General features: G+C 50.3%; 14 protein-coding genes. 2 read left to right on the top strand and 12 right to left on the bottom strand.

Annotated features, from left to right (window positions below):
* Positions 1 to 9: 9 nt before the first annotated feature.
* The 5 genes from HZB31_01820 to HZB31_01800 form a co-directional block, all read right to left on the bottom strand.
* On the bottom strand, positions 10 to 2,715 hold the full coding sequence (locus HZB31_01820; protein MBI5846688.1) for a cation-translocating P-type ATPase: 2,706 nt from the start codon (positions 2,713 to 2,715) through the stop codon (positions 10 to 12).
* Between the two features lie 22 nt (positions 2,716 to 2,737).
* The gene (locus tag HZB31_01815) at positions 2,738 to 3,184 is read right to left on the bottom strand and encodes a cytochrome C (protein MBI5846687.1); all 447 of its coding nucleotides are present in this window, start codon (positions 3,182 to 3,184) and stop codon (positions 2,738 to 2,740) included.
* Between the two features lie 338 nt (positions 3,185 to 3,522).
* Complete coding sequence (locus tag HZB31_01810) at positions 3,523 to 4,122, bottom strand: carbonic anhydrase (GenBank protein ID MBI5846686.1); 600 nt, start codon at positions 4,120 to 4,122, stop codon at positions 3,523 to 3,525.
* Between the two features lie 6 nt (positions 4,123 to 4,128).
* Positions 4,129 to 6,174 (bottom strand): biotin attachment protein, encoded by a 2,046-nt coding sequence (locus tag HZB31_01805; GenBank protein ID MBI5846685.1) that lies wholly within the window; start codon positions 6,172 to 6,174, stop codon positions 4,129 to 4,131.
* A 32-nt stretch (positions 6,175 to 6,206) separates the two neighbouring features.
* Positions 6,207 to 7,667, bottom strand: coding sequence for an ATP-grasp domain-containing protein (locus HZB31_01800; GenBank protein ID MBI5846684.1), 1,461 nt, complete (start codon positions 7,665 to 7,667; stop codon positions 6,207 to 6,209).
* A 136-nt stretch (positions 7,668 to 7,803) separates the two neighbouring features.
* Between HZB31_01800 and HZB31_01795 the strand changes: the two genes are divergently transcribed.
* Both HZB31_01795 and HZB31_01790 read left to right on the top strand, forming a co-directional pair.
* Complete coding sequence (locus HZB31_01795; GenBank protein MBI5846683.1) at positions 7,804 to 8,715, top strand: LysR family transcriptional regulator; 912 nt, start codon at positions 7,804 to 7,806, stop codon at positions 8,713 to 8,715.
* A 7-nt stretch (positions 8,716 to 8,722) separates the two neighbouring features.
* A complete protein-coding gene (locus tag HZB31_01790; GenBank protein MBI5846682.1) occupies positions 8,723 to 9,616 on the top strand; it encodes a GTP-binding protein in 894 nt (297 codons plus the stop codon).
* A gap of 65 nt (positions 9,617 to 9,681) precedes the next feature.
* Here HZB31_01790 and HZB31_01785 read toward each other — a convergent pair whose 3' ends face one another.
* The 7 genes from HZB31_01785 to HZB31_01755 form a co-directional block, all read right to left on the bottom strand.
* Positions 9,682 to 10,329: an ATP-binding cassette domain-containing protein gene (locus tag HZB31_01785; GenBank protein ID MBI5846681.1), complete on the bottom strand. Its 648-nt coding sequence runs from the start codon at positions 10,327 to 10,329 to the stop codon at positions 9,682 to 9,684.
* Positions 10,326 to 11,033 carry an ABC transporter permease gene (locus HZB31_01780; GenBank protein ID MBI5846680.1) on the bottom strand — a complete coding sequence of 236 codons (708 nt, stop codon included), beginning with the start codon at positions 11,031 to 11,033 and terminating at the stop codon, positions 10,326 to 10,328. The genes HZB31_01785 and HZB31_01780 overlap by 4 nt, the downstream gene beginning before the upstream one ends.
* Before the next feature lie 73 nt (positions 11,034 to 11,106).
* The gene (locus HZB31_01775) at positions 11,107 to 11,409 is read right to left on the bottom strand and encodes a hypothetical protein (GenBank protein ID MBI5846679.1); all 303 of its coding nucleotides are present in this window, start codon (positions 11,407 to 11,409) and stop codon (positions 11,107 to 11,109) included.
* Between the two features lie 11 nt (positions 11,410 to 11,420).
* Positions 11,421 to 12,230: an extracellular solute-binding protein gene (locus HZB31_01770; GenBank protein ID MBI5846678.1), complete on the bottom strand. Its 810-nt coding sequence runs from the start codon at positions 12,228 to 12,230 to the stop codon at positions 11,421 to 11,423.
* A gap of 25 nt (positions 12,231 to 12,255) precedes the next feature.
* Positions 12,256 to 13,068 (bottom strand): substrate-binding domain-containing protein, encoded by an 813-nt coding sequence (locus tag HZB31_01765; GenBank protein ID MBI5846677.1) that lies wholly within the window; start codon positions 13,066 to 13,068, stop codon positions 12,256 to 12,258.
* Between the two features lie 62 nt (positions 13,069 to 13,130).
* Positions 13,131 to 13,586 (bottom strand): LysR family transcriptional regulator, encoded by a 456-nt coding sequence (locus HZB31_01760; GenBank protein ID MBI5846676.1) that lies wholly within the window; start codon positions 13,584 to 13,586, stop codon positions 13,131 to 13,133.
* A gap of 155 nt (positions 13,587 to 13,741) precedes the next feature.
* Positions 13,742 to 13,870: a (2Fe-2S)-binding protein gene (locus tag HZB31_01755; GenBank protein MBI5846675.1), complete on the bottom strand. Its 129-nt coding sequence runs from the start codon at positions 13,868 to 13,870 to the stop codon at positions 13,742 to 13,744.
* Positions 13,871 to 14,041: the final 171 nt, after the last annotated feature.

Here is a 14,041-nt window from a genome sequence, read left to right as displayed (position 1 = left end):
GGCCGCAGGTCAGATGATATTGCGCCGTCTCAGCAGCTTCTCGATCTCGACCGCAACAAAGACGATCGACGACAGTGCCAAAGCAATCAGCAGTTCCTGCCAGGTGAGAGGTTCGGTCTTGAAGATCATGTTCAGGACCGGAATATATATCGTGGCCATCTGGAGCGCAAAGGTAAGCAGCACCGCACCAAGCAGATACCGGTTAGACAGCACCCCCATAATGAAGAGCGACTGTTTCTCCGACCGAATGGCAAGCACATGTCCAAGCTGCGTGAGACAGAGGATCGTAAAGACCATGGTCTGCCAGTGGCTGTGGCCGGTCCTGATCGCCCAGGCCTGGGCACCGAGAACAACTCCTGCCATGAGCAGACCGACCCATATGGCATGTGCACCAAGACCGTGGGCAAAGATGCTTTCATCAGGCCTGCGCGGCGGCCTGCTCATAACATCGCCCTCTGCCGGCTCTGCGGCAAGCGAAAGGGCGGGCAGCCCATCAGTAACCAGGTTTATCCAGAGGATATGGATCGGCAGCAGAGGGATGGGCAGGCCGACCAGCGGCGCAAGAAAAAGGGTCCATATTTCACCTGAATTTGTAGTAAGCAGATACTTGATGAATTTTCTGATATTGTCATAGATCTTCCTGCCCTCGCGCACGGCCTTTACAATGGTCGCAAAATTATCGTCAAGCAGTATCATGTGTGAAGCTTCTTTCGACACATCAGTCCCGGTAATGCCCATGGCAACACCGATATCAGCCCTTTTCAGGGCAGGGGCATCATTTACCCCGTCTCCTGTCATGGCAACGTACTGGCCTCTGTCCTGAAGCGCCTTCACGATCTTCAGTTTCTGCTCAGGAGCAACCCTTGCATAGACCTGTATATGCTCGACCCGCTCCTCAAACTCCTCCAGGGACAGCTTATCGAGTTCGCGGCCGGTGATGACAGACTTTGTTTCACTGTCCAGAATACCCAATCGTCTTGCTATGGCCTGTGCAGTCAGGGGATGATCGCCCGTGATCATCACAGGCTTGATGCCTGCTGCCTTGCATAGTCTCACCGCCTCTTTTGCCTCTTCCCGCGGCGGGTCCATAATGCCGATAAGACCGAGGATTATCAGTTCGCTCTCGACAGCATCCGAGCCGAGTTCTTCGGGCAGGGTCTCCCATTGCCGCATCGCGACGCCGATCACCCGTAATCCGTCTGCAGCCATCCTGTTGTTAACCTTATGCAGTTCTTCCCTGTTGATCGGTATCATCCCCGCCGATGTCAGCATCAGAGAGGACTTGTCAATCAGCACATCGATCGCACCCTTGGTGAAAGAGATAAACCTGGGATTGGGGACTTGGGATTGGGTGTTAGTAGTTTGTCTGTCACTAATCCCTACCCCCCCGCCCCAGCGGGTCGCCGAAGGAGACTGCTCCCTAAACCCCGCCTCATGTATTGTTGTCATAAGTTTTCTGTCAGAATCAAAGGGGATCTCTGCTGCCCGGACATATGCCTCATCCAGCATCTTCCTGTCGAAGCCCGCTTCCCGGGCAACCGCATAGAGTGCCACTTCGGTCGGATCACCAATCATGTTGCCTGATCCATCCGTACGGACATCATTGCTCAGGGCAAGGGCCATAAAAAGGGTCGGGAACCGGGAACTGAGGGCCGAGAGCTGTTCTGCACCCCTGGCTATTTCACCATCAACATAGATCTCTTCAGCGGTCATCTTATTCAGGGTAAGAGTCCCGGTCTTGTCAGAGCAGATGTACGTAACAGATCCGAGCGTTTCAACAGCAGGAAGTTTCCGTATCAGTGCATTCTGCTTGACCAGTTTCTTCGCCCCAAGTGCAAGCGAAATGGTTATCACCGCCGGAAGGGCCTCAGGTATGGCTGCAACAGCGAGGGAAATGGCAGTGAGAAGCATCAGCAGAGGTTCTTCCCCCCGTATGATGCCGATGATAAAAACAATGGCACAGATTGCCAAAACGGCGAGGGCAAGCCTTCGGCCGAAGCCGGCAAGCCTTCTCTGGAGTGGTGTTTTCCCTTCTTCTTCTCCCTGAAGCATCGCCGCAATCTTGCCCAACTCGGTATCCATGCCTGTTGCCGATACGATGCCACGGCCTCGGCCATAGGTAACGAAGGTCCCTTTATATGCCATATTGGTCCTGTCGCCGAGGGGCAGGTGTTCGTCATGCAACGGCGCAATATGCTTTTCTGTCGGGACTGATTCGCCGGTAAGCGCTGCTTCTTCCACCTTGAGTCTGGCAGACTCTATCAACCGCATATCAGCAGGCACCACATTTCCGGCATCAAGAATGATCAGGTCTCCGGGTACGAGCTCGGAGGCAGGGATCATTGCCGGCACACCGTCCCTGATCACGGCCGCAGAGTGCGCCGACATTTTTTTGAGTGCTGCCATCGCCTGTTCAGCCCGGTATTCCTGAATAAAGCCGATGACCGCATTAAGGACAACGATAACAATGATGGCAACCGTGTCCGATATTTCTCCGATAAAACCCGAGATGACAGCGGCAGCGATCAGGACAAGGATCATAAAGTCCCTGAACTGATCAAGGAACATCATGAGTGCGGTCTTCTTTGCTTTCTCTGTCAGTTCATTCGGCCCATATTCGTGCAGCCGTTTTGCAGCCTCCTCAGCAGTGAGCCCCTGCAGGGACGTGCCGAGATATTCGGAAACCTCATCAATACTCTTCTGATGACACTGCATAGTCATGGCTGATCAGCGGTCATCAATATTTGACCGTTATTCCGTTCAGATCTTCTTTGGTCATATCGGGCCAGCGCTTCAGCACCCAGTTGCCAACCCAGTCCCTGAAGAGCTTCAAATTCTTCACGCGTTCGGCATCATCTGCACCCAAATACTGATACATATTGCCAGGCTTCCTGTCTTTCGTATTCGCACCATCATCAAGTCTGCGCATCAACGCTCCGGTATCAGGCCATCCCGTAAAAAAAACAAGATTCGCATATCCTGTCATCTTCGGTCCCTTGAACAAACCGGCGTATTTCTCCTTATCTTTTTTAAAGTCCGCGTATTCCGGAGCATCGCTCCCATGACACGCCTCGCACTTCTGTTCAAAAAGCAGCTTGATATGAGTTGTGTATTTGACTTCCGCGGCAAAAGCAACACTGCTCAGGGCAACAAAAGATGCAAGTACAATCAGAAACTGTTTCATACCTGTTTTCTCCTTTAATTCGTTTTTATCAGGACCGTTCCTGCACTCGATGCATCCTCAGCACAATCTTATCACTGAACCGGCAGGACTCAAAGCTCATTCCGAATATCCTGCCAGCCCATGCTTTCACCCGGACTCCGCCAAAATAAAAAGACCTTTACCACGACAGTACGTGTCGTGGTAAAGGTCTTGCCTGTTAGTGTTATCTAACCAGTGGTACCGGGCTTATGCCGTGTTGACGATAGCCACTGTTACAGCTACTCCCCTTTACTTTTTTTATCTTATTTGTTTGCAGGTGCTCCTGTCAATACAAAATGCAGCAGCCGGAGAGGGTTTATTTAGCGTGACCGCTGGGCAGGTACATCCTTCAGCCCATGCCGAGACACTTTCAGGTCCTTGATCAACCCATTTGCAATCGAATATATCCAACCGTGAATATGCAGATCTCTTCCTTTCTGCCATGCCTTCTGCACAATCGTATTATTCGACAGATTCCTGACCTGTGCGATCACATTCAGCTCACACATTCGATCGCCCGTTATTGTTCCCTGTTTCGGCATTCTGGTTTTCACATTTTCGAGCCAATGCTCCAGCAGGCCATTGATCCTGTTATTCATGACCGCTTCTATTCCGCCGCACCCGTAATGACCGCAGACAATGATATGTTTCACCTGCAGTACTTCGATCGCATACTGCAATACGCACATCAGGTTCATATCTGTATTAATAACCTGGTTCGAGATATTCCGGTGCACAAAGACCTCGCCGGGGAGCAGTCCGGTTATCTGGTTTGCAGGCACCCTGCTGTCAGAGCAGCCGATCCATAAATATTTCGGCCGCTGCTGCTTCTCGAGCCTGAGGAAAAAGTTCGGATTCTCGGCCTTGACCCGGCTTGCCCATGCTCTATTATTGTTCAATAGCTTAATAATATCTTTCATTTCTTATCACACACCGGTCTTCTCAATAACAAAAAGAAGCTGCCCCTCCGAAACGGTGTCGTTCAGTTTCACGCAGACTTCAGATATCTGCCCTTCAAACGGCGATATGATCGCGTTCTCCATCTTCATTGCCTCGAGGTTTGCTATCTCTTCTCCCTTATGCACGATATCTCCGGCCTTGATAATGCCGCGCTCGGGATTGCCGATCCTCCAGATGTTGCCGTTGATCAGCGCTCCAATATCAGCAGGCCCTTTTGCCATGCGTATCTCGATCTTCTTCGCGCGTGGGGTATCAACAGAATAGACTCTCGTCTTGTTGTTGACGCGCATCACAACATGAACTACACCTTCGTGCTCGGCCCCGATGGACACAAGTTCTATGGTATAAGGTTTGCCTCTCAACTCGAAATCAACGCTGTCGCCGGCCTTTCTGAGCCCATTTCTCCAAACGTCCGTAGGCAGAACAAGCGGAGCTTCACCGAACGTATCCCTGAACCCGATCATGCTGAGCGCATCCTTGGGATGCATGAGATAAAGGATAAACTCCTCTTGCGTAGGAATCCTGCCTATATGTTCCGCAAGCTCTTTCCTCGGAGTCTGAATATTCTCATTATCAAGCGAATCCAGGGGAGACAGTTCTTTCCGTTCAGATATTTTTTTGTCCCACTCGTCACCGAATGTGCTGTGGTATACCCATGCGTCAGGCCACCCCATCGGCAGCCTGCCGTAATTGCCAAGGAGCAGGTTCTTGAAATCGCCCGGGGCATTTCTGAAGAGCATAAGCAGTTCCTGCTGCTCAGCTTCGGTCATGGCATCGAGATCCTGAGCCTTTTCGACCACAAAACGTTCAAGCAGGTCTATGACATGCCTTACTCCGGCGTCGCCTCTCTCTTTGGCATATCGATTTACAATACCGCTGCAGGTGACCCAGGTTATCTGCGAACCGGGCGTAACATCAAAATACTTTACGATCCTGTTATAAAGTGACATGACCTTCAGGATCGAAGGCATGAGATGGAGGAACTCGCCCTTCTCCGCCTGTTCAAATGAGCTTGGGAAGGCACCGCCAGGCATCCTGTGACATGTGACCGTGTGATCAAAGCCTTTAAACGGCGACTCGGCCCATTCATAATGGCCGATCCATTCTCGCACCTTCTGAACTGCCTCTTCCGCTTCGTCAACTGCCTCTTCCGCTTCGTCCCTGTTGAGATGAACCGCAATGCCGGATTCTTCAAAATAGGCCTGCACGCTCAGGATTGGCGAATGTCCGTAGAAACGGACAAGGGAGTCTTCCTGCACGTCGAATATTTTTGCTCCTGCCTGGGCTGCAGCAAGGAGCGCGGGAATGGCAAGGCCGTCCGTAATATGACGATGATATTGCAGAACAAGGTCCGGATATTTCTGTTTGATGGCATCAACGAGGCTGCCTATCCGCTTGATGTCACCCACACCGGCCATATCCTTAATACATAGAACAATCTCGTCGGTGCCTGAGCAGAGGTCCACAATATCTCTAACAACGGAAAGATAGTAATCGTTTGTTGTCCAGTCTGCAGAAGTGAAGGATATGGTCGGCTCGAAAAGCCTTCCTCTCTTCATTACGACTTCTGCAACCGAGCGCATATTCCGCACATCGTTCAGGAATGAAAAGCACCTCCAGACGTCAATATCCACATTTGCCACCACATATTCGATGATATTCTTCGGATACGGGCGATATCCGAAGAGATTTGTTTCCCGTATAAGTGTCTGGAGCAGCACATTAGGCATCAGTTCCCTGAAGATCGCGATCTCTTCAACAGGGCTCTCTCGTCTGTTCATTATGCCGACGTGCCAACGGGCGCCGCCGTGACATTCGGCACTGAAAAGACCCATATCATTGTAATCCGGTGCAAGGGTCTTGAGGTCGTAGATCCGATGGCGGTTCTTGAAATCCGACTGTCCGGCATCCCGCATACCCACGTTCGTAAAACATACGCCCTTAAGAGCACTTACGGCAGCAACAATCTCCTTTGGCGTCATACCCGGCTTTGCAAAGATTGTATTTCCCATTTCCTTTTTCCTGTTTTCCATTGTTTTTGCCCTCACATCCAGGACTGAGGGCCAAGGGCGGATATCTCCGCAACATACCTGGCAACCTTAAGAGCCTCGTCTTCGCTGCTTTCGTCCCTGAACATGGATATCAGTTCGTCCATATGCTCTTCGATAAAGCGGGTCGAAAATTCACCCGAGATAAAAGAAGGATGACGGATAATGCTTAGCAGCAAAGGCGCAAGGGTCTTCACTCCTTGGATTCTGAGGTTCCTCGAAAGTGAGCGGTCCATCGCCCGTATGGCATCATCTCTGTCAGCCCCTGCTGTCATAAGCAGCATGAAGAGTGAATCATAATAGGGCGGTATATCAGCTCCTTCGTATACGCCTGATGAGACCCTAACTCCTGGACCCATCGGTACCTGCAGTCGGGTGACCTTGCCGAAAGAAGGGCTGAAGTTCTTGGGGTCTTCAGCATTCAGTCTCACCTCAAGTGCCCACCTGTTAGGATGGATGTCAGTCTGTTTGAACGGCAGGGGCTTACCCATTGCAACGTCGAGCATGATGCCCACAATATCGAGTCCCGTAATAAGCTCGGTGATACCGTGCTCTACCTGAAGCCGGGTATTGACCTCAAGAAAGTAGAACTTCTTTGTAGGCGCGTCAAAGATAAACTCAACCGTCCCTGCTGTGGTGTATCCGATCTCGCGCATGAGACGGACCGCAGTATAACAGATCTCCTGCCGCAGGCCACCATCAAGCGACGGTGACGGAGCCTCCTCGATGATCTTCTGATTGCGCCTCTGCAGCGTGCATTCCCTTTCATAGAGATGGACCACATTGCCCTGTGCATCAGCAACGATCTGCACCTCGATATGCCTTCCGCGCTCGATATATTTTTCGACAAGTACCGTCTCATCACCGAAGGATTTTTTTGACTCTGACTTCACCTGACTCAGAGCCTGGCTGAGCTGGTCATCAGTCTCCACCTTGAGCATGCCTTTTCCGCCGCCGCCGGCTGACGCCTTGATCATGACCGGGAAACTCACCTGCTCTTCGTTCATCCATCTTCTGATCTGGTTAATGTCTGTTACATTGCTGATTCCCGGGATCGTAGGAACATGAGCCTTGCGGGCAATTACCTTTGCCTCTATTTTGTCGCCCATTATCCTTATGACCTGCGGAGAAGGCCCTATCCAGACAAGGCCTGCATCAACCACCTGCTGTGCAAAGAGATGGTTTTCAGCAAGGAAACCCCACCCTGGATGCACTGCGTCAGAATGGCTCCGCAGTGCAGCGTCAATGATCCTGTCCATATTGAGGTACGACTCCGCAGGCGGAGCCTCTCCGATATGAACTGCAGTATCAGCCATAAATACGTGGTGGGCAAGCCTGTCAGGCGTGCTGTACACTGCGGTCGTTCCGATCTTCCGGTCCCTGCAGGTATGCATAATACGAACTGCTGGAACGCCTCTGTTTGCAATCAATACTTTTTTTATCCTAGTCTCATTCATATAAAATACTCCTTTACAGACCATCTGCAGACTTGCTTTGCATGTAATAATGTATTGTACTTGCGAGGCAGTTTATAAAACACAGACCTTATTGCTCTATAGTCAAATTAAATGGGCTTTCTGCTATTCTATTTACATGAACTTAAAGCTGAAACTATTTTGCACCGTTGCAGAAACCCGGAGCTTCTCGAAAACATCAAAAATTGCCCATCTCAGCCAGCCAGCAGTCAGCCTTCAAATACAAGCACTTGAGGAATTCTTCGAGACAAAGCTCTTTGACAGAACCGGGGGAGAAATCAATTTAACCCTTGCAGGTGAAACCCTCTATCATCAGGCAAAACATATTCTGGAGCATTATAACGATATAGAAAAAGATATGAGAAAGATATCCGGTGCGATGAAAGGAGGGTTCACTCTGGGTGCCAGCACATCCATTGGCAACCACGTCCTCCCCAGGGTGATCATCGCCTTCAAAAAGGAACATCCTAAAGTAAAGATCAGCATGATGGTCGGGAACACAAAGAAAATAGAGGAGCTTGTGAAGTCTGGCTTTATTGATTTCGGGTTGGTGGCCGGAGAATGCATGGGGGGAAAGCTCAAGAGAGAGACCATAATGTCCGACGACCTGGTTCTCATTGTCCCACCGGATCATTCATGGGCAAAAAAGAGAGCGGTTTCGATTCTTGACATATTAAAAGAACCGTTCATCCTCAGAGAAGAAGGGTCAGGCACAAGGCAGAAGATTGAGGAATATTTTGCTGTTCATGGAATCAGCATCCACGATATGCATATTGCTTTAGTATTGGGCAGCACAGCCTCGATCAAGGAGGCTGTTGAGGCTGGCATCGGTGTCTCGATTGTCTCAAAATGGGCCATCCAAAGGGAAGTAGCAGATGGACGCCTGAAATCGGCAACGTTCAGGGAAGGAAATATCCAGAGAGACCTCTCGCTGATTCTTCCTGTCAGAAAGCATCTTTCCCATATCATGGATGAGTTTCTTATTTATGTAAGAAAGTATCCCTATGACACCTTTTTCAAGAAGATCTGATTCTAGTATGGTCATGAAGACAACCATCGTATGCGGCATGCTCGGTTCCGGCAAAACCACCTTCATACGCCAGTTTGTCGGAAACATCAAAGGGAAAACCGTTGTTCTGGTAAATGACTTCGGCAAGGCAGGCATAGACGGCGAGATCTTCTCGGCAAACGGCATTGAATCGATCGAACTTCCAAGCGGATGTGTATGTTGCACCCTGAAGTTCGACCTCATCGCTTCGATTGAAAAGATACGGGAGACTTTTGCGCCGGAGCATATTATAATAGAACCGAGCGGCATAGCCTCTCCTTCCGGCGTGTTGGAAGCGCTTGAGACCCTGAAGATCGGCGCAGTCATGGTCATAGGCATCGTGGATGCCTCCGAATTCCTCGACCTCAATCACGAAGATGCGTTTGGAAGGTTCTTTAAGGACCAGATCACGAACTCTGACATAGTTCTCGTAAACAAGACAGACCTCGTCGAAAAGGAGAGCGCAGAGAGAACGGTACATGCTGTTGAACAGATCAACCCCAACGCTATTGTTCTCAGCACCGTCAACTGCATCACCAACCGTATGCTCCCAAACGTTTCAGATGCAGAACGGAGCTTAGACAGGAATGTCCCCCATTTCCAGCTTGACACGCTCTCTCTCAAACTGGTCGGCAGTATTGACCATGAATGGCTCAGCGACTTTTTTCAGGATATGTCTTTCGGCAAGTACGGCGACATTGTAAGGGCAAAGGCGCTTGTGAACACATTGCAGGGGCCTTACCAGTTCGATCTGTCGTTTACAAACATCAAAAGCGTTCCATTTGAAAAGACGGTCACCGGCAGCAGGTTGGTCATCATCGGCAAAGATATCCGGAAGGACGCACTCATGAGGATCTTCCCGTCGTCCTTCGCCTTCCTGTAGATACTAGGGGTATTCAGCTGTTGGCACCAGATCTTTCAAGGTCTATTTGTTCCTGCCACGTTACCTCAAACGATCTTGCCCTTATCAAGCAGGAGTAATCTGTCGGCGAGCCGTTCAGCCTGAGCGCGATCATGGGTTGTCATGATCACCGTAGTCTTGCCGCGCTGCTTCAGACGGAGAATAATATCCTCTATGATCCCGACATTTTTTTCATCAATAGAGGCGGTGGGCTCATCCAGAAAAAGCACCTCAGGGTCAATGACCAGGGCCCGTGCTATCGCAACCCGCTGGGCTTCTCCGCTTGAGAGGGTCGCGGCGTTCTGATCTTTCTTATGGCTGAGCCCAACAAATGCAAGCACGCTCTCTGTCCTGTCAGCAGATTCCTTGCCGGAGATGCCTCGGATACGCAGACCATAGGAGACATTTTTCTGCACAGACGTATTGAACAGCCCGGCCCTCGGTAATACAAGGGTTACTCTACGCATCAGGGCGATGTCGTTCGGGGCCTCATGCGCTCCATCGAGATACCTGACCTTTCCCTTATCCGGCTGTTCAAGCAGCGCGCATATGCGCAGAAAGGTGGACTTGCCGCAGCCGTTGAGACCGGTAAGCACATAGATCCCCGTTTCTGCAAAAGACCAAGAACAGCCCCACAGCACCGGATTACCGTTATAGCTTTTGACTATCTCAACTGCCTGCAGACTGAGACTCAACGATTGCCCCCTGTCATGCCTTTTTTCTGCACAGTATGAAGAAGAATGTTGACCGTAAGAGAGATCAATAGCAATATGACTCCCAGAGCCAATGCAAGTTCGAAATTTCCCTTGTCAGTTTCGAGTGCTATGGTCGTTGTCATGACCCGCGTAAATCCTGCGATATTGCCGCCTACGATCAGGATCGCGCCGACCTCAGCCATGACCCTGCCGAAGCCCGCAATCACCGCTGCCATGATCCCGTACCGCGCTTCACTGATAACGGTAAGCGATACCTGAAAAGGGGTTGCTCCGAGTGTTGTTGCCGCCTGCCGTATAACAGGATCAACGCCCATGACCGCTGCGTGGCTCAGAGATGCCACGATCGGAAAGGCAAGGATGGTCTGGGCAATGATCATCGCGGACGGCGTATATAACATCGCCAGGAACCCAAAAGGCCCGCTCCTGGAGAGAAGCAGATATACAAAAAGTCCGACAACCACCGGGGGCAGGCCCATGAAGGTGTTAAGGATACTTATAAGAATCCCACGGAATGGGAATTTCCTGAGACCGAGGAAAGCACTGAGCGGGAGTGCCAGGGCGGTCGCAACAAGAAGCGCTGATCCGGATACCTTGAGGGAAAGCAGGATAATGCCCATAAGCTCCCGGTCAAGATGCAGGATAAGTGAAAAGGCCTTGCTAAAGCCTTCCAGTATTGAATTCATCGTTTATTGTAGCAAAAGAACCGGGGCAAAAGTTGAGGGCTTATGGAGACCTCTCTTATCATTATCGGTATGTTCAATTTATGATGCTCATTACGCGCAGGCGTTTATGCATTTCATCAACATATTCCTGCCCATACCATATGAGCAATGCCTGGAGGCTGATAACCAGCCTCCGGGCATCTCTGTCACGAGAAACGAGAAAATCGACGATCTCCCAATCCTGTATCAGTTCGAACCACTTCAAGGCATCCCATGAGGACAGGATGGGCGGATCATACCTGTCAGCCGGAGACTCCTCGAATGACTCCCCGGCGTCCCTGGCTGCGAATTCTTTGAGTGCCCCGATCAATCTGCTTGCCTGTTCTATCTCTAACATGGTTGTCCACTCTATTTTGCATTCGGGATAAAGAGCGCGTTGCCGTTGCTGTCCTTGAACGAGGCGATAGCCTGCTGACCCTCTTTCGATATAATCCAGTTCACGAACTCCATCGCCTCTTTGTACTTCACGTGTTTATGCTTTTCAGGATTCACCGCCATGATCCCATACTGATTGAAAAGCGTCGGATCGCCTTCATGGACTATCACCATTTCGAGCTTGTCTTTATCTTTTGTGGCCAGCCAGGTACCGCGATCAGTGAGTGCGTAAGCCCGCTTCTCATTTGCAATCCTCTGGGTCTTCTCCATGCCCTGCCCGACTTCGAGATACCACTTCTGGCCCTTTGGCTCAATACCAGCCTTCTTCCAGATAGACAGTTCCTTGGTATGAGTACCCGAGTTATCGCCGCGGGAAACGAACTGGGATGTTCCGCTTATTTTCTTAAATGCATCGACCGTTGACTTTATTCCTTTGATCTTAGCAGGATCATCAGACGGGCCGATGATAACAAAATCGTTATACATCACATCAGACCGGTTGATAAAGAACCCTTCTTCAACAGCCTTCATTTCCTGCTCCTTTGCATGCACAAAGGCAACGTCAGCATCACCCCTCTTGCCCATCTCGATGGCAGCGCCTGTGCCGCGGGCTACAACCTTCACCTTTACTCCTGTCTTCTTCTCGAAGATCGGCAGGATATGGTTAAAGAGTCCCGAATTCTCGGTACTGGTTGTTGATGCGCAGATGATCTCTGCTGCAAAGGCACTGCCTGCGAGAGACAACGTCAGAAGAAGAGTCAGAAGTAATCCAAGTTTTTTCATATTACAACCTCCTATTAAATGGTATTTATAGTTTTTTCCCTTCAGGCGAATTGGGGAAGAAGAGCGGCTCGCCATATTTGTCCTTTCCGAAATCCCTGATAAGTGTCTGGGCCTCTCTCCCTTGTAGCCACTCTACAAACTCGAGGGCTCCCTTGTTATTAACCTGGGGGAACTTGACCGGATTGACAGGAATTAGCGTCATATAATTCAGAAGAATATCATCCCTTTCAACAAGAATCTGGAGCGTTAACTTTTGTTTCATTGTGATATACGTGGCCCTGTCCATAATGGTGTAGGCCTGCTTCTCATTCGTGTAAGCCAGCGTCGGGGCATTGCCCTTTGCTCCCTGCTCAAAGACAATGTACCATGGCCCCTTGGGCTCGATCCCGGCCTTTTTCCATACCTCAAGTTCCTTCATATGAGTCCCTGATCTGTCTCCTCTTGTCACGAACATGGCTTCGGACTTAACTATTTTTTGTAGAGCTACAGAAGCGCTCTTTTCTCCCCGAATTTTTGCCGGATCAGCTACGGGCCCCAGGATAACGAAGTCGTTATACATAAGGTCATATCGCTTCGTGCCAAAGCCATCTGCCACGAACTTCTCCTCCAGGGCCTTTGCATGCACCAGCACAAGGTCGAACTTTCCGGATTCTGCATTCTTCAGCGCCTGGCCTGTTCCTGCTCCAACATGCTCCACTGCTATGCCTGTCTTTTTTGTGAAGGCTGCCTCGAGCGCACCCACTATACCTGCGTCAATCGGCCCTATTGTGCTGGCCAGCATGATCTTCCGGGGCTGCGGCGGCTCGGCACCGGAAATCCGGATAGTTAAAGCAGTCATTGCCAAAACTACTGCCAAGACAGCGAAGCACTTTAATAAACCTGTTGATCCGTTTATCTGCACTACCTTCCTTTTTTGCATTTCGTTCCTCCAGACTTTTCTTTACATCCGACCAAAATATCTCTCACTGCCTGATCCTTGTCCGCAAGAAATTTTTGAAAGTCATCGTGGATTTTCCAAAACAGTGCAATTGCCATTTCCCCTTCCTCGGTTACACGGGTCCCACCCCCGCTCTTTCCTCCTGCAGCGGTAACGACATAAGGGTTCGGCACCTGTCGGTTCATTGAATCAATAAGCACCCATGCCCGTCGATAAGACATCTCTAATGCCTTTGCAGCTTTTGTGATCGAGCCATAATCCCGGATACGCTCAAGGAGGGCTATTCTTCCGTAGCCCAGAAACGTACCTTCGCTCCCCTCGATCCAGATATGGCCCTTCAGGGAAGGAAATGGTCTTTCAAGTTGACTGGTATGTTTCTTCCTGGCCACGTCGTAATATACCAATAGATATAACGGCAATGCAATGTTTGCTTATAGAGATAATACGGTCCTGCGCAGTTCAGTCAAGGTCGCGCTTTCGAAAACAATTTCCATCCCTTTCTGCACAAATGTGGTGCAGGAAGTCAGCGGTTTTGGCATACCCTTGACTTCGACGATGCAAAGCCTCAGCCGCCTTAGGGGTCGAGTCTTTCGTCGTAGCAGAGCGTTGGGACAAAGACTGCGTTGCTCCGGCAAACATCAAGTATGGTCTTGTTGCCTTCGACGGTATACCCTTTACCGTTAATAGTAATACGTACAGTCATGGTGCCCTCCCCGGCAGATCAGTCACTTTTCTTCAGGGTCCCGGCAATATCATTGTTGTATGGGGAAATGTATCGTTGCCGGCGCAAACCGAAGACGGGCAACCGTCTATCTGGCAGTTAGATGGTTGCCGTCTTCGGCATGAGCGTAATATACAGAAATGAATAACGAAA

The sequence above is a fragment of the Nitrospirota bacterium genome, assembly GCA_016235245.1.
GTDB lineage: Bacteria > Nitrospirota > Thermodesulfovibrionia > Thermodesulfovibrionales > UBA6898 > UBA6898.
The sequence above is the reverse complement of the archived record's forward strand: the minus strand, read 5'-3'. Positions and strand labels throughout refer to the sequence as shown.

What these genes read in the sequence shown, in the direction of transcription:
- HZB31_01775 (MBI5846679.1), bottom strand. Translation starts at nt 11,409, where the DNA reads ATGTTAGAGATAGAACAGGCAAGCAGATTGATCGGGGCACTCAAAGAA.
- HZB31_01755 (MBI5846675.1), bottom strand. Translation starts at nt 13,870, where the DNA reads ATGACTGTACGTATTACTATTAACGGTAAAGGGTATACCGTCGAAGGC.
- HZB31_01770 (MBI5846678.1), bottom strand. Translation starts at nt 12,230, where the DNA reads ATGAAAAAACTTGGATTACTTCTGACTCTTCTTCTGACGTTGTCTCTC.
- HZB31_01800 (MBI5846684.1), bottom strand. Translation starts at nt 7,667, where the DNA reads ATGAATGAGACTAGGATAAAAAAAGTATTGATTGCAAACAGAGGCGTT.
- HZB31_01820 (MBI5846688.1), bottom strand. Translation starts at nt 2,715, where the DNA reads ATGCAGTGTCATCAGAAGAGTATTGATGAGGTTTCCGAATATCTCGGC.
- HZB31_01810 (MBI5846686.1), bottom strand. Translation starts at nt 4,122, where the DNA reads ATGAAAGATATTATTAAGCTATTGAACAATAATAGAGCATGGGCAAGC.
- HZB31_01765 (MBI5846677.1), bottom strand. Translation starts at nt 13,068, where the DNA reads ATGACTGCTTTAACTATCCGGATTTCCGGTGCCGAGCCGCCGCAGCCC.
- HZB31_01805 (MBI5846685.1), bottom strand. Translation starts at nt 6,174, where the DNA reads ATGGGAAATACAATCTTTGCAAAGCCGGGTATGACGCCAAAGGAGATT.
- HZB31_01780 (MBI5846680.1), bottom strand. Translation starts at nt 11,033, where the DNA reads ATGAATTCAATACTGGAAGGCTTTAGCAAGGCCTTTTCACTTATCCTG.
- HZB31_01790 (MBI5846682.1), top strand. Translation starts at nt 8,723, where the DNA reads ATGGTCATGAAGACAACCATCGTATGCGGCATGCTCGGTTCCGGCAAA.
- HZB31_01795 (MBI5846683.1), top strand. Translation starts at nt 7,804, where the DNA reads ATGAACTTAAAGCTGAAACTATTTTGCACCGTTGCAGAAACCCGGAGC.
- HZB31_01815 (MBI5846687.1), bottom strand. Translation starts at nt 3,184, where the DNA reads ATGAAACAGTTTCTGATTGTACTTGCATCTTTTGTTGCCCTGAGCAGT.